Below are 15,880 nucleotides of genomic sequence, written 5' to 3'. Positions count from 1 at the left end.
AATCTCAATTATTTTCGAAATAATAGATAGTAATATAAAGCTATATTATGATGTAGAATAAGCGATTAATAATCTTATGTTTTTCATATATTTTATAAAGAAGTGCTTTATATAATATCAACTAGGTATTTTTCTAATACAGTTAATTTAAATAAAATAATGTACTTTTAATAAAGATAGGATAGAAGATCCATATCTTTATTATGGCGTTATGAGAATAAGTATACTTATATTAAAGTGTTACTTTAAGTTTATTAACTTATATTACTGAGTAATTTGATTATTATATGCAAATACTTGAAGCAATAATATTTCAATATAAGACAAAAAATTTAATTGACTATTTTGTATGAATTTAGTTATTATTCCATAAATTCCCGTGTTAACCCATATTTTACCATATTAAGTGATAATATTTTATTATGAAATTATTTTTATCTACGTATTATAACAAAGTTGATCTTAAAGGTAGAGTATCAATACCTGCGTCGTTTAGATTAGTGTTAGAAAACGAAAATTCTGTATTATCAGGATTAATTCTAAATAAGTCTTATTTAAACGATTGTATTGAGGGTTCAAGTATAAAGCGTATGGAAATGTTAAATGTTAGTATTGAAAAAATGAATATATTACCTGAAATACAAGATGCACTTTTTACATTTTTATTGGGTAATAGTGTTAATGTATCATTTGACCCAGATGGAAGAGTAATAATACCTAAAAAGTTGCTTTCTGAAGTTGGAATTAAAGATCAAGCTATTTTTGTAGGGAAAGGAAGAATTTTTGAAATTTGGAACCCTGATAAATTTGAAAAATATAAAGAAAAAATGATAAAAATTGTTGAGTCTGAAAAAGATAAAATATTTTTGAACAAGTGGTAGATATGCATATTCCGGTTTTATTGAAAGAAATGATCAATATTTTATCTCCTCAAGATGGGAAAATATATGTGGATGCTACTTTTGGGGTAGGGGGATATAGTAGGAAAATATTACAATCTGCTAACTGTAAAGTATATGCTATTGATCAAGATGTGGCTGCGGAAATTTTTTATAATCAGTTGGCACAGGATTTCCCTGGGAGAATTAGTTTTTGTAGAGATAGATTTAGTAGAATTAAGAATATCATTTATGATTTTAATATTGATAAAGTTGATGGAGTTATTTTTGATTTAGGAATGTCTTCAGTTCAACTCGATGATAGTAGTAGAGGATTTTCTTTTATGAGAGATGGGCCTCTTGATATGAGAATGGATACTTCTTCTCCTGTAAATGCTGAAGTGCTGATTAATACAATGAGTGAAGAAGATATGGCAAATATTATTTATCTTTATGGAGGGGAAAAATATGCAAGGAAAGTTGCAAGAGCTATTGTCAGTGCTAGAAAAGAAAAATTGATAAAAAGTACAAGAGAACTTGCATCAATTATAAGTTCTGTTGTTCATCGTAGTAGATTTAATAATATTGATCCTGCTACTAGAACTTTTCAAGCAATAAGAATATCGGTTAACGATGAGTTAGAAGAATTAGAAAAAGGTTTAAAATCTGCATCTGAAATATTAAATTCTGATGGTAAGATAATAACAGTATCTTTTCACTCATTAGAAGATAGGATTACAAAAAGAGTTTTTCAATTTTTGTGCAATGATATTAAAACATTTAAATTACTCAATAAAAAAATTATCAGGCCTACATTAGAAGAACTTAATAATAATCCAAGATCAAGATCTGCAAAGTTACGTTCAATATTAAAGTTATAAGGTATATTATGAAATATAAATTAATATTGTTTATATTTATATTATGCTTAAGTGTTATTGGCTTATTTAAGATTAAGTTTTATGTTCAAGGTATGCAAAAATCTTTACTTAAAATTCAAAAAGATATTATAAAAGTGAATGCTGAAATTAATGCATTGCAAGCCGAATGGAATTATCTTAATCGTCCTGATAGATTGACAGAACTTGCAGCAAAATATTTAAAACGTAATAGCTATATTGTATTAGCAAAGCAAGTTAAAGGTAATTTTTTTAATGAAAGTGTAGTTGCAAGTGCTAAATTAAATAATAGAAAATAATAGTCTTTTAATATTCTTAACCATGTAGTTACTATTTATAAACTAGATTTTATATTATTAGATTGAAAATTATTAACCTTAATCTGATAGTGTTTGCCATATTTATGATGCGGTTTTATATTTTAAATGTTTTATGCATTTTTAATATTAAATAATTTTACTATTATATATTAAATTTAAAAATATTTTATAACATTATAACTATTAATAGTTAACCATTTTATGGTATATATTTATAACATGATTCACATTGTAAATAATTAATGTCATTATAATTGTATAGCTTCTTTCATTTTGTTGATAATTATGTACTTTATTACTTATATGAATTAGTATTATATGGATCAAAGGTACTAACAGAGTTAGGATTATTATCCTTTTTATGAATAAACTTATGCATTATATTTAATATAGGATTAATGTTATCATTAAAGGACAAAGTATAAACTTCCTTTTTAATGTGGTTTTGTAATATTTCTTGTTTTTTCTTTATTTCTTCTGTATTTAATAAATCGCATTTGTTAAGTATTACAAATTCTTGCTTAAGAAGCAATAAATTATTATAGAGTTTTAATTCTCTATTAGTACACCGATAAGCATCAATTATGTCATTCAAAGTACAATCTATTAAATGGAGCAATATTGTGCATCTTTCAATGTGTTTAAGAAATCTATCTCCTAATCCAGCACCTAAATGAGCATTTGCAATTAATCCAGGTATGTCTGCTAATGTTAATTTATCGTTGTTTATATGTGCTACTCCTAAATGTGGTTTTAATGTCGTAAAAGGATAATTCGCAACTTTTGTTTTGGAATTTGTACATCTTGATAAAAAACTTGATTTTCCAGCATTAGGTAAACCTATGATTCCTACATCTGAAATAATTTTAAGTTTTAGCAGAATGCATTTTTCTTCACCATGTGTTCCATAAGTAAAGTATGTAGGAGCTCTGTTAGTAGAACTTTTATAATGTGAATTACCTATCCCTCCTTTACCACCTTTTGCTATAATAAATTTTTGATTGTAATCTTTTAGATCCACAACAAGATTGTTACCGCTTTCATCATATACTTGGGTTCCTAGTGGTACTTTAATAATTGTGTGTTTACCTGATAATCCATACTTATTGTTACCAGAGCCATCTTTGCCATTTTCTGATTTTATATGCTGTTTATATTTTAAATGTAATAATGTATTGAGGTGGCTATCAGTTATTAGAATAATATCTCCTCCATTACCACCATTACCTCCATCGGGACCACCAAACTCAATAAATTTTTCTCTGCGAAAGCTACTACATCCGCTACCACCATTTCCAGCTTTTAGGTATACTTTTGTTTCGTCGATAAAGTTCATATTTGGTAATTATATATTGACGAAGTACCTAAATGCTCCTCTATACGTAATAATTCATTATATTTTGCTAAGCGCTCTGACCTAGATAAAGATCCAATTTTAATCTGACCGCAATTTGTTGCAACTGCTATATGTGCAATGGCAACATCCTCTGTTTCCCCTGATCTATGAGATATAATGACATTATAATTGTATTTTTGTGCAAGCGCGATTGCATTAAGAGTTTCAGTTAACGTGCCAATTTGATTAGGTTTTACTAAGACGGCATTTGCCATATTTTTTTTAATTCCATTTTTAATAAGATTACAATTAGTAACGAATAAATCATCTCCTACTAATTGAACTTTATCTCCTAATTCTTTAGTGATATTTTGCCATCCTTCAATGTCGTTTTCTGCCATTGCATCTTCTATTGATGTAATAGGATACTGAGTAATAACATCTTTATAGTAACTGATTAGCTCTTGACTAGTTGATGTGTGATTTGCAAAATTATAGGCATTATTATTATAGAATGTTGATGCTGCAATATCTAATCCTAATGTAAAATCTTGATAAAGTTTGTATCCAGATTTTTCTATAGAATCAATCATAATATCAAATACTTCTGCGTTTGTTTTAATATTAGGTGCAAATCCTCCTTCATCACCTACATTTGTATTATAATTTTTTTTACGTAGTATTTTTTTTAGATTGTAAAATACTTCTGCTGACATTTTGACGGCTTCTTTGAATTTTGCAGCGCCAGAAGGTATAATCATGAATTCTTGAAAATCTAAGTTGTTATCTGCATGTAATCCTCCATTTATTACATTAATTAATGGAATAGGCATTGTTTTTGCAATTTTTCCACCTAAGTATTGATATAAAGGAATATTTAAACTTGCTGCTGCAGCATTGGCAATTGCTATGGAAACACCAATAGTAGAATTAGCACCTATCCTAGATTTATTGCTAGTACCATCTATTTTAATTAAAAGTTTATCAATATCTTCTTGAGAGAAAGCATTCATTTGTAATATATGATTGGTAATTTCAGAGTTAATAATGTCTACGGATTTTGTTACTCCATACCCACAGTAGTAATTAGGATTACCATCTCTTAATTCTGTTGCTTCAAATTTTCCTACAGAAGCCCCAGATGGTACAGAGGACCTTCCTACTGCACCATTTGATAACATTACCTCTACTTCAACTGTTGGATATCCTCTACTGTCAAGAATTTCCCGTGCAAATATTTTTGTAATAGTAACCATAATTCTATAATTCTATTTGTATTTATTTTAATTATAGTAACTATAAGAAGTTTTTATAAAAAGTAAAATAATTAGTTTGTTATTATAAATATATAGTATATTGTACTATGAATCTTATAGCAATTGTTGAATATCTGCTTGATAATTAATTTTTAATAATACTATTGACAGATTGTTTCATATTGATCAAAATTCTTTAATAAACTTGAGAGATTTATATGTTTGCTATTATTGAAACTGGTGGAAAGCAGTACAAAGTAAAAGAGCAGGATGTTATTAAAGTTGAAAAAATTAATCATGATGTGGGTAATCTTATTACGTTAGATAATGTTATTGCTTTTAATAGTCAATGTAATCAACTTTCTTATGTAACAAAAGTTTCTGTAATTGCTGAAATTATTGAGCAATGTCGTAATAAAAAAATTATAGTTTTTAAGAAAAAACGTCGTAAAAATTATAGAAGAAAAAATGGTCATAGGCAGTATATGACAGTTTTACGTATTACTAAAATAGGTGATAATGTGGAGTAATATATGGCTACAAAAAAATCAGGTGGTAGTTCCTGTAATGGGAGAGATTCCAAGGGTAGAAGATTAGGGGTAAAAAAATTTGGTAGTGAAAAGGTTATACCTGGTAATATAATAGTACGTCAAAGAGGTACAAAATATCATCCTGGTAAAAATGTTGGTATAGGTAAGGATCATACCATTTTTTCTAAAGTATCAGGTTTTGTGTATTTTAGAAAAGGTGCTTTAAATAGAACTTTTATTGATGTTCTTGAAGAGAAAAATGCTGTTTAATTTTAAGTGGGTCTGTAGCTCAGGTGGTTAGAGCGCACGCCTGATAAGCGTGAGGTCGGAAGTTCAACTCTTCCCAGACCCACCAATTTTTAGTAGTTAATTTTTAGTAAATAAAGGTGTGTTATCCTTCGATAAGTAGTTTGATGGCAAGATATAAATTATTGATAGATATTATGTTATTATAAATACGTTCAATTTGATTTTATATGCTATAGCTAGTATATTGTTTTTTTATTAGTAATAAAAATGCCCATAATACATAGGTTTATAGTAAAATTACTCGATATTGATATCTTAAGGAAATAATTATGATTATTACTAAGAGATCACAATTATATAAAGTCTTGTTAAGAAATCTCATATATGAGATATGTAATTTTTTTAGTAGTATACGAATTCTTATTAATGATGTTAATAAGCGAGGATTATTGTTTTATGCAATGCTTATATACAAGATTATACTTAATATTAACAATGATCAGTGCGAAAGGTTTATATTTGATCACATAGTAATAAGTGATTTGAGAGTTTTTAGAGGCGTGGCTAAAGAAATAAATGTAAAATAATTTTTTTAAACTTTCAAGATATTAGCTTAGAGCAGAAAATATTAATAATAGGACGTATATTTTCAGTAATTGTTGATATAACAAGCAATCATATAACCCTTAAGAAAGTAAAAATACTACTTTTTTATAGTAATTTTTTTAAGCATCAAGTTATGCCAGAAGGACATTTACCTTTTATATATAAAATATATTTAAAAGAAGAATATTAATATGCAGGTAAAATGTGATATACATTATATGTATGGTATTTTTGATAAGCTAAAATAATATACGAATTATGAAAAATCATTGTCAAACTATTGGAATCAAGATTTTAGAATTTTAAAATATACAGTATTGTTATACTAGGTAACTAGTGTGAAATAATAAAAATACAAAAACAATTGGTGTTTTGCATATTAGACGATATACAGGTACAAAAAAAGCAATATTATCACTTCAATATGTATTATCTACTTGTATTTAAATGTTAATGATGCTTACTTATATCATCATAATCAAGTATTTTTTCTAATTTTACAGTAGGGTGACTAATAGTATAATAGTTTATAACAATAGGCATCAACAAGAAACTGCTAGTAAAAGAAAGGTCAGTATGCAACAAATTGCTGCTTTAAATACTGCACTTTTGAGATTGAATATTCAGAAAGTTTATGCAGTGATCTTGATTTAAAGAATAGTGATATAAAGAGGTAAAACCAAATACATTGCAATCAATAAAAATAGCTTGAATCATTTATTTGTATACTATGATGTGCTTTATTTGTTAATTATCCTAAAAAATATTATTATAATATCTTGTTTAAGTTATTGCATAATTATCTTATTTGTTTTATTAGCGTAATTACTTAGTTAATTATAAATAATTATTTTAAACATGATGTAAAATAATACAATTGGATAAAAGAATTCACTCTACTTTAGAAGAGTTTTTTGCAAATATAACATAAGTATATTGCTACGTTATGCAATAACAATACCAGGGCATGTTTTGTAATATACTACCTTTAGCTGTTTATGTGTTTTTATGTTGTGTAATATTATAAAAGGTATTACTGAAGATGCTGGGGGTATATTTTAATGTAAATAGTATACAGAAAGATTTTGTATGTTTGTTGCAGCTTATTATTAACCAATATTTATTGGGTAGTAAGCGAGTTCTATAGTTAAGTTACTTATGTTTTTTGACCAGCAAAAATATACAGCAATGCTTTTAAGAAAAATGGTTTTTGACAGATGTTATTAAAATAATTGATATTTTATAATATAACTAAACAATGAAATGGAGGCTTATTATTTTTTTATGTACTTGGGTGGATAATATATTAAAAATATAGATAATTTATTAAAATTTTAAAACTAAAAGTAAAAAAAAAGTACATTGAAAAATTTTCAAAATATGTAGAGCATAGAATTGTAAATTTGTAGTAAAGATTACTTGAAATGGTATAAATTTTAGTTACCTATATTAATAATATTTTAAGGCATGTAACATGTATTGTTACATTGTGAATGTATTAAGTAGAATGTTTTTAGTGCTTATTAACTTGACTGATATCTGAAAATATTGAATTACTATTATGTTTTTGCAATTCTGTATTAGGTGGGAGTAAATTAGTACTAAATGCATCTTTATACATTTCTTCACGTAGTTTTGATAGTGTACTTTGTGATACAAAGTGTGTTGTATGAAATACACTTTTTGTATTGCAATTTATATTGTTATATAAATTGTTTTGTAAGTTAACATTTGTATCTATAAAAGGTGTGTTATCGCATGATAGAAGTTCTCTATTACAAAATTGGGTATGCATTGTAATAAAAAGTAATATGTCAATATCGCGACAATCATGATAAAAGTATAAAATATCTTTTACTTCTTTGAATAATTCATCTTTACTTAAACGTATCATGAATTTATATGCATTATGGGCCACTATTATTGGCATTATAGTGCAAGCATATGTAAGATAAGAAAATGGATTAAAATTAATATTTTGTTGTGTATTTAAAAAAGAAAATATCATAATCTTTGTAAGTTGCTTTAATGCTGTATTATAAATATCTGTATTTTTTATTGATTGAGTACTTTTACTGGTTATTAATGAATATTGATCAAGAAAGTACTTTATTGAATGATATGCTGTTTCTATTATATAGTGATTTTTTGTGTTTACTACCATTACAGAAGTATCCATTATACTTGTGTTATTAAATTCACGTAGTATTATTTTGCATTCTACGTTATTATCGTATATTGGTACTTTTCCAATAGGAGTGTCACAAGGCTTAATATTAAAATCAATGTAAATTCCAGGTGCACATTCACGCAATATAATAAGACGTGTTATATCTCTTTTCCATATGAAAGGAAAAAGATCATTATCAAGATACGTAATATCATATTTAGCTGTAAATTGTGAGCAAAAATCTATAATCTCAATATTCTTTTGTCCGCCTTTATTTATGTCAGTTAATTCATGTAATTTTTGTATATGTGTTTCCTTTAACCCTGTTGAAATATAATATAGTTTTATTTTTCGCTGAGGTTCTTTTTGTGCCCAATCTAATAATACTTGTTTATGTGAACTTTGAATAGGGAATTGATCCTCTGATATGGATGATGGATCATTTATAGCCAATAACATAAATATTGGTACATCTTCTTGTAAATAATTTAAAATTTTAATAGGCATGTTTTTCTAAAGTTAACAAAATAAGTAGCATCATCAAAATTAAGGAAAGAATATTTATAAATAAAAAAGTGTTAAATATTTATATTATTATATATTATATATGTAATATTATCAATTTTATATTGTAGTGTAATTATAGGTATTTTTTTAATATCTAATAAAAAAAGATTAAATTATTTATTAAATATTTACATGTATTAAATTAATAGGTGAGTTTAGCTTTTTATATCATTATTTTGAAAAATAATAAATACATGATTAAATCTTTGGAAGCTTGGCATTTCCATTGAGTGATATGTCAGTTGTGTATTGAAATGAGTAGTATTATCAACTTAATTTTTATGTGCAAATATATAGCTTGCTATTTTATATACAATCATTTTTTATCTTCTTGATAGAAATGTATAGAAAAGATATTACAGAGGATGATTTATTATAAAGTTATATTTTTACATGTGCTAAGTTGTGTAGTATTTGATATATTATAATTAGTATTAGGGAGTGGTGAATCATTATTTTTATTATATAATAATTTATTGCAATTATTGATAATATAAGATTCATCTTTATTGAAAATATCGCTTTTTTTTGTATTGCATACTACACTATTAACAGTGTTGTATAAAGCATTATCACTTGCATTCCAACTAAGATCCATAGTTATATTAAACGATTTATTATTGCAAGAAAAATATTTTTCAAAATTTATATCGTTTATAACAGTTAATAATAACTCATTGTACTTATCAGTGTTACAATATAAGTATTCTTTTACTTTAGAAAATAATTTTATTATTTTGAATAATACATTTGGTTCTACTTTATGTTTTACATAATTGTATGCAAACATAAGCGCTATTACATTAGCAATATATACATGTTGAAGAAATGGGCGGCATTTTACATACTGACATTGATTTGTGAAAAATCTAATAAATTTTATTAATTGATAAAATAGATTACTATGAAGCTCTATGTTCTTTTTATAATATATCAAAGTGCTTGAGTTATAATCAAGAAAATCTCTGATAACTTCATGTACTACATGTAATATGTAGTGATCTTTACTGTCGATAATTATTATAGAATTTTCCATTTGTATTTTATTGAATAATATATCTTGACTAAAGGATGACATATATCCTATGTTATTCATTATAATATGTCCAATTTGGGTATCACTAGGTAAGATATCAAAATCGATATATATTGCTGGTGCATCTTCAATAAGCATAATAATTCGTGCAATATCTATTTTCCAGGTAAATGGAATTTTATTATTATGTAGGTATTCACAACCAAACTTTTTTGAAAATTTAGCATTAAAATCTATAACTTGAATATTTTGTTCTCCACCTTTATTTGGGTTTGTTAAATCGTACAATTTTTGTAAGTGTTGTTCTTTTAACCCTGTTGATACATAGTATAACTTTATTTGTCTTTGAGGCTCTTTTTTTGCCCAATTTAGTAATCTTTGTTTATATGGATATTTGTCATTATCTGGTAATGGAAGGTGATCATTTTTTAGTAGTGAAATGTTTTTAACCATCCAAAACATTAATATTGGTACATTATCAGGTATAATTTGATTTTTATTGTTTAATGGTCTTCGAGTAACGTGATTATAAATATATGCAATTTTAGCAACTTCTTTTGCTATAGAAGTTATTTTTTTCTTATATAATAATTTCATCATAGAATCTATTACTGCATTTCGTGCTCCAGGACTCATTTGAGAAATTCTATGGGCATCTTCTATAGATAAAAATGATACATTTTCATTTAATTGTTTAGTTAAATTACAAATATTAGCAATATTAGCAACTTCTTTTGCTATAGAAGTTATTTTTTTCTTATATAATAATTTCATCATAGAATCTATTACTGCATTTCGTGCTCCAGGACTCATTTGAGAAATTCTATGGGCATCTTCTATAGATAAAAATGATACATTTTCATTTAATTGTTTAGTTAAATTACAAATATTAGCAATATTAGCAACTTCTTTTGCTATAGAAGTTATTTTTTTCTTATATAATAATTTCATCGTAGAATCCGTTACTGCATTTTGTGTTCCCAGGAATCATTTCGGCAATTCTATGGGAGTATTGGATAAGTAAAAATAGTATGTTTTCATTTGATTATTTATTATATTTAAAAGTACTAATAAAGTGTGCATAGTATTTTCCTTTTTTCTTTTCTAGCATAGACTTGCAACTTTATACTTGACATATTTTTCTCCTCCATAAATATAAATAATATTTGCCATATCTTTGTATGAAAATTGCTTATGCACATACTTAATAAACGATATTATGTTTTTTAAATTATGCAAGATTGGCTATTGAAAAATTCATAGTACTTTAATATGCTAAAACATATAACAATAATAACTTTTAAGTATATATTAATTATAATTTATTATTGTATTATTTTTCTATATTTTTTTTATAAATTTATGATATAAGTAACTAATTTTGAATAATATTATGTATGCCTTGAAAACTTAGGCAGTCAGCTAGAGTTAATTTTATAATTACGAAATATAATTTAATTAGACATAACAATATAATGATATTATATAGTGGTGTGGATTATTTTGTAAAATACTACCTTTCAAAAAATATTACTTTACTTGAAGTTTTTATGGGGTTCTACTCCCTTTGTGTATATTATTAAATGCTTTTACTTCAGTTAAGGTTATATTATGCAATGCCTCCTCCCCCCCCCCGTTTTTAATATTGAATGTAACTTTGCAGATCTTGATCTTGGATTATTATTAAGTTCTTCTTTATGATTAGCAAGTCGTGAATTTATTATTTTACAGGCAGCATCAGCAGCTTGCCTTGTTATCATAGGAAAGCACTTTTTATAATATTGCTGATAAGCATATGTTAATAACGAATTATATTGTAGACTGATATCTTTATCGGCAATATCATAAGTAATAGCAAGGTTATTTATTTCATAGCTTATTATAATTGCTAGTGCATTTATATCATTTTTACATTTATGTAGCATTATATTAGTAAAATTTTTATCATTCATTTTTTTGTTATAAAACATATTTTCAATCTCATATTCTATTTGGAATATTTTAGCATGACTACGTATAATACTACGAAGGAGACAAATGGCAGTAGTCAATATTATAGTATTGCTAAATTTCATAATATGTAGGGTTTTTGCAATATCATCGGTAAAGTATTTAGCGTCACTTTTACGACAAAATGGCAATAAAGTATGATATACTTTACTAAGTTCACTGGCACTATATTTATTATTTGAATTAGACTTTAAATATGCAGCGTATAAAAATAATGATTTGACATATTTATATGATATTTGACATAGAGTTTGCATAATTTACCTAATTTTATCAATGCATTCCAATTATTATAAATAACTTTATTAATAGTATTTTAAATTATAGGGCAACATTTCATTTGATACTATCTTGTATTATTGTTTACAATATTTTTTTCAATGAACACAAATTTTTTTATGCAAAATTTATGCTATTTAATTTTTTATCTAATGATAAATCTACAATTTTTTTGAAAGTACATTGTTAATATAGAATTAATTTTTTAAAAGTTATACTTAAGTGTAGGATTATTGGTGCATCTTTATAAGATGCAGTACTATAAAATTTCAAAAATAGCTATAATTAAATATTAGGCGCATAAATTACAGAGAATAAAATTTACTTATTAATTTTAAACTTAATCTTTTATTTGTTTAATTTAGTGTTGTGTATTCATGTTTTCAGTTTATATATATGATATTTGAAGATGTAATAGCATTAATTAAGATTACTTATTTGTAACATAAAAAAGAATATTTTATTAATGTGTTCAGAAAAAAGGAACAGGATTGGTGAATTATCATCTATTTTATTTGTGGCAATAATAAAGCTTGGAATTATAGTTGTTTTATACTTAAGTATTATGCCATGTAATATGTTTATGAAATGTGATCTAAAAAGATGTATGATATTGAGAATTTATATTGAAGTATTATCTAAAATAGAACATAATTGTGAAATCTAAGTATGGAGAGGTGGCCGAGAGGCTGAAGGCGGCGGTTTGCTAAACCGTTATACAAATAAAATTGTATCGAGGGTTCGAATCCCTCTCTCTCCGCTCAAAAATAATTTTGTATTTTATAAATTTTTATAACAAAGTTATTTTGCTTGACGATGTGGGTCAAACATATAAAGATGTAATTTAATATTAGGAGAAAAAAATGAAAGTTGTAGGTTCTTTAAAATCTGCTAAAATACGTGATAAAGATTGTAAAGTAATACGTAGAAAGGGGCGTATATATGTTATAAATAAAAAAAATCCTAGATTTAAGGCACGTCAGGGATATTAGTTCATAACTGTTAAGTCTATATTAATATAAGTATGTTAATACTATATTAAGTGATAGTAGGGGTGTATTATCGTAAAGTTTTCTTTTATTACTATAAGAAATTATAGAAGTAGTAAATTTATTTATTATGCTGTGGTACTATTTATACTGGTCTTAATTTTTTATTTTAACATTCATGCTCTAATTGGTAATAGAGGTATTATTACTTTAATTAAATTATATAAAGATATTGATTATCATTCTTCTGTTTTAGAAAAAGCACTGAATTTAAAAAAACAACTAGAACATAAGAATAAGCTTTTACAAGAAAAAACATTAAACTTAGACTTACTAGATGAACAAACACGTAGTATACTAGGTTATGTTGCAAAAAATGAAATTGTTGTGATACTAAAACCTCAGTAATTACAAATTTGCCGCATTTTTTTATATGATTTATCAAATCCTAATAGAGAGTAAGAATCTTCTATTTTTTTATTTGACGCAGAAATTCCTTTTACAACTAATGATAATCCTTTTTTCATAGAATTTACAATTTTTGCATCAATGTTTATATTTTCTGCCCAGGCTACATCATTTTCAATTATTGATAAATAATATATTTTTTTATGATCTATTATTAACTTTATAGGATTTTGTTTATATTTTATACCTGAAGATACACTGACTTCATCAAGTATTTTACTAATATAAGTTATCATGAATACAGAATTACTTTTTTTACCGTTATTAATAGGATAAGAAAGCAAATAACACAATTTTTGTCCATCTTGTAAAGCTGTATACACACTCCAATCTTTGTTTTTTTCGATAAGTTTTATATTACTAGCACCTTGTAATACAGAAGCAAAACAGTGTGTATTAAAGGTAAGTAATATTATTATAATAAGGTATCTATTAATTAGCATGTAGTTTTTTTTTATTAGTTTGAATAAAAGATTTTATTTTATTAAATGAGTGTAATTCAATCTGTCTAATCCTTTCCTTTGATACATTATATTTTGTACTAAGTGCTTCTAAAGTTTCTGGCTTATCAATTAATCGTCTTCTTATGAAAATATCACGGTGTCTATCTTTTAATGATAATAAAGCTTTTTGTATTAGTGATTCTTTAATATAGTTTTCTTCATTAGTATGATACATAACCTCTTGATTTGGGCTATTAGATGGAATTATATCTTGAAGTTCAACTTTATTATTACCATCATGATTATCAGTAAAAACTAACCCATTGAGAGATACATCTCTATTATTAAAAAACCTATTCATATGCTCAACTTCTTGTTCTGAAGTGGAACACTCATTTGCTATAGCTTTTACTTCATCTAATGTCATATTATTACGGTATAGTAGCTTTTTCTTGAATTTTCTTAAACTAAAAAATAACTTTCTTTGTGCTTGGGTAGTGCCTATTTTAACATATGACCATGATTTTAATATATAGTCTTTTATAGAAGCTTTAATCCACCATATTGCATAAGTTGATAATCTAAATCCAAGGTCAGGATTAAATTTTTTTACAGCTTGCATTAAACCTATATTACCTTCCATAATCAGCTCTATAAGTGGTAGCCCATAGTTTTTAAATCCCATTGCGATTTTTATTACTAATCTTAAATGGCTAGTAACAAGCTTATGTGCATCAGCAACTGTGCCATTATTATACCAATTTCTTGCTAATCTTTCTTCTTCTTCAGCAGATAGCATGGGAAAAGATTGAACTTGACGAATATAATATAGAACATTTTCAGAATTAAGAGAAAAGAATACAGATGATGTTAGCATAAATTCTACCATTTAACTCCTACCATTAACATTAGCACATATTACACCGTACACTATAATAAGTATATAGGAAATTTTCAAGATGTGAATTCAAAATTATTGTGGTATAGGTTAATAAATTTTAAAAATTTAAGTGTATTATATATGGTAGAGATAATCGTGGTAATTAATTATGAGTATTGTAATTACATGTAGAGGATTTAATATTACTGATAGTATAAGGATCTATGTGGAAAGTGCTGTAAAAGATCATATTATAAAATATTTTCAAGATGAATTGATAATTAAAGTTAAGGTTGTGTTATCAAAAGAAGCATATTTTTTTAGTGCTAGTATAAATATTTATGATAACAATAATGAATTTATAAAAATATTAAAAAGTGCAGAAACAGCTTATAAGGCTATTGATAATGCTATTACACACTTAAGTAATAAGTTAAGTAAATATAAAAATGAAAAAATAAATAAATATCGTAAAAGTAAGTTACTAACTTGTAATCAAAAAAAATATCAAAGCTATTTATTTGATAATATTAAAAGTGGTAATAATGGTAATAATAAAAATGTAAAAGATTTTCCTTTGATTATTGAAGAAGATACAAATTTAAAAGCTATGTCTGTTGGTGAAGCAGTTGTAGAAATGGAAACAATGTCTATTCCAGCTTTGTTATTTATTAATGCACGCACCAATATGGTTAATATGATTTATATGAGAGATGATGGTAATATAACTTGGGTAAATACATTAAGATGTAATAAAATTTCTTAAAAGGTCATTAAAGGTCATTTGTAACGAATATAAATTATTAATAAAAATATTAAAAATTAGTTGTTATTATAGTAATTTAACGGTAAAAATATTATTAATATACATAAAAATAGAAAATTATTATGAGAGTATTATTATTTTTAACCATTGTTAAAATATTATTATTATTATTAAGTATACCACTAATTCGAAAATTAT

The 15,880-nt window shown here is 25.3% G+C and carries 16 protein-coding genes and 2 tRNA genes; 11 read left to right on the top strand and 7 right to left on the bottom strand.

Annotated features, from left to right (window positions below; translation table 11 throughout):
• The first annotated feature begins 422 nt into the window (after positions 1-422).
• Genes NLO413_RS01155 through ftsL form a run of 3 tightly spaced genes read left to right on the top strand, consistent with a single transcriptional unit; the run spans position 423 to position 2,076 of the window.
• Positions 423-881 (top strand): division/cell wall cluster transcriptional repressor MraZ, encoded by a 459-nt coding sequence (locus NLO413_RS01155; protein ID WP_045808725.1) that lies wholly within the window; start codon positions 423-425, stop codon positions 879-881.
• Positions 882-883: 2 nt separating this feature from the next.
• Positions 884-1,759 (top strand): 16S rRNA (cytosine(1402)-N(4))-methyltransferase RsmH, encoded by an 876-nt coding sequence (rsmH, locus tag NLO413_RS01150; protein WP_045808724.1) that lies wholly within the window; start codon positions 884-886, stop codon positions 1,757-1,759.
• 8 nt (positions 1,760-1,767) lie between these two features.
• Complete coding sequence (gene ftsL, locus NLO413_RS01145; protein WP_045808723.1) at positions 1,768-2,076, top strand: cell division protein FtsL; 309 nt, start codon at positions 1,768-1,770, stop codon at positions 2,074-2,076.
• Positions 2,077-2,392: 316 nt separating this feature from the next.
• Here ftsL and cgtA read toward each other — a convergent pair whose 3' ends face one another.
• Both cgtA and eno read right to left on the bottom strand, forming a co-directional pair.
• Entirely contained in the window at positions 2,393-3,433 is a 1,041-nt protein-coding gene (gene cgtA, locus NLO413_RS01140) for an Obg family GTPase CgtA (protein ID WP_045808722.1), read from the bottom strand.
• Positions 3,430-4,689 (bottom strand): phosphopyruvate hydratase, encoded by a 1,260-nt coding sequence (eno, locus tag NLO413_RS01135; RefSeq protein ID WP_045808721.1) that lies wholly within the window; start codon positions 4,687-4,689, stop codon positions 3,430-3,432. The genes cgtA and eno overlap by 4 nt, the downstream gene beginning before the upstream one ends.
• A 218-nt stretch (positions 4,690-4,907) precedes the next feature.
• Here eno and rplU point away from each other — a divergent pair, with 218 nt between their 5' ends.
• The 4 genes from rplU to NLO413_RS01115 all read left to right on the top strand — a co-directional run bounded on the left by rplU (position 4,908) and on the right by NLO413_RS01115 (position 6,055).
• Positions 4,908-5,219 (top strand): 50S ribosomal protein L21, encoded by a 312-nt coding sequence (gene rplU, locus NLO413_RS01130; protein ID WP_045808720.1) that lies wholly within the window; start codon positions 4,908-4,910, stop codon positions 5,217-5,219.
• Positions 5,220-5,222: 3 nt separating this feature from the next.
• Positions 5,223-5,489 (top strand): 50S ribosomal protein L27, encoded by a 267-nt coding sequence (rpmA, locus tag NLO413_RS01125; protein WP_045808719.1) that lies wholly within the window; start codon positions 5,223-5,225, stop codon positions 5,487-5,489.
• 8 nt (positions 5,490-5,497) lie between these two features.
• Positions 5,498-5,574: transfer RNA gene (locus NLO413_RS01120), tRNA-Ile, on the top strand.
• Between the two features lie 223 nt (positions 5,575-5,797).
• A complete protein-coding gene (locus NLO413_RS01115; RefSeq protein WP_045808718.1) occupies positions 5,798-6,055 on the top strand; it encodes a hypothetical protein in 258 nt (85 codons plus the stop codon).
• Positions 6,056-7,587: 1,532 nt separating this feature from the next.
• On the opposite strand, the gene NLO413_RS01110 is transcribed toward NLO413_RS01115, so the two are convergent.
• From NLO413_RS01110 to NLO413_RS01100, 3 genes are all read right to left on the bottom strand, one after another.
• Positions 7,588-8,751, bottom strand: coding sequence for a hypothetical protein (locus NLO413_RS01110; RefSeq protein WP_045808717.1), 1,164 nt, complete (start codon positions 8,749-8,751; stop codon positions 7,588-7,590).
• A gap of 433 nt (positions 8,752-9,184) precedes the next feature.
• Positions 9,185-10,798: a hypothetical protein gene (locus NLO413_RS01105; protein ID WP_045808716.1), complete on the bottom strand. Its 1,614-nt coding sequence runs from the start codon at positions 10,796-10,798 to the stop codon at positions 9,185-9,187.
• Between the two features lie 653 nt (positions 10,799-11,451).
• On the bottom strand, positions 11,452-12,114 hold the full coding sequence (locus NLO413_RS01100) for a hypothetical protein (RefSeq protein WP_045808715.1): 663 nt from the start codon (positions 12,112-12,114) through the stop codon (positions 11,452-11,454).
• Between the two features lie 693 nt (positions 12,115-12,807).
• Between NLO413_RS01100 and NLO413_RS01090 the strand changes: the two genes are divergently transcribed.
• The 3 genes from NLO413_RS01090 to NLO413_RS01080 all read left to right on the top strand — a co-directional run bounded on the left by NLO413_RS01090 (position 12,808) and on the right by NLO413_RS01080 (position 13,533).
• Positions 12,808-12,896 (top strand) — tRNA-Ser (locus NLO413_RS01090).
• Positions 12,897-12,999: 103 nt separating this feature from the next.
• Positions 13,000-13,128 carry a type B 50S ribosomal protein L36 gene (gene ykgO / locus NLO413_RS01085; RefSeq protein WP_045808713.1) on the top strand — a complete coding sequence of 43 codons (129 nt, stop codon included), beginning with the start codon at positions 13,000-13,002 and terminating at the stop codon, positions 13,126-13,128.
• 132 nt (positions 13,129-13,260) lie between these two features.
• The gene (locus tag NLO413_RS01080) at positions 13,261-13,533 is read left to right on the top strand and encodes an FtsB family cell division protein (RefSeq protein WP_052690360.1); all 273 of its coding nucleotides are present in this window, start codon (positions 13,261-13,263) and stop codon (positions 13,531-13,533) included.
• Here NLO413_RS01080 and NLO413_RS01075 read toward each other — a convergent pair.
• Positions 13,527-14,036: an invasion associated locus B family protein gene (locus NLO413_RS01075; protein ID WP_045808711.1), complete on the bottom strand. Its 510-nt coding sequence runs from the start codon at positions 14,034-14,036 to the stop codon at positions 13,527-13,529. The genes NLO413_RS01080 and NLO413_RS01075 overlap by 7 nt on opposite strands.
• Positions 14,026-14,925, bottom strand: coding sequence for an RNA polymerase factor sigma-32 (locus NLO413_RS01070; protein WP_232295894.1), 900 nt, complete (start codon positions 14,923-14,925; stop codon positions 14,026-14,028). The genes NLO413_RS01075 and NLO413_RS01070 overlap by 11 nt, the downstream gene beginning before the upstream one ends.
• A gap of 160 nt (positions 14,926-15,085) precedes the next feature.
• Between NLO413_RS01070 and hpf the strand changes: the two genes are divergently transcribed.
• A complete protein-coding gene (hpf, locus tag NLO413_RS01065; protein ID WP_045808710.1) occupies positions 15,086-15,682 on the top strand; it encodes a ribosome hibernation-promoting factor, HPF/YfiA family in 597 nt (198 codons plus the stop codon).
• Positions 15,683-15,880 lie beyond the last annotated feature (198 nt).

This window comes from Candidatus Neoehrlichia procyonis str. RAC413 (assembly GCF_000964795.1).
Classification (GTDB): Bacteria; Pseudomonadota; Alphaproteobacteria; order Rickettsiales; family Anaplasmataceae; genus Neoehrlichia; species Neoehrlichia procyonis.
The sequence above is the reverse complement of the archived record's forward strand: the minus strand, read 5'-3'. Positions and strand labels throughout refer to the sequence as shown.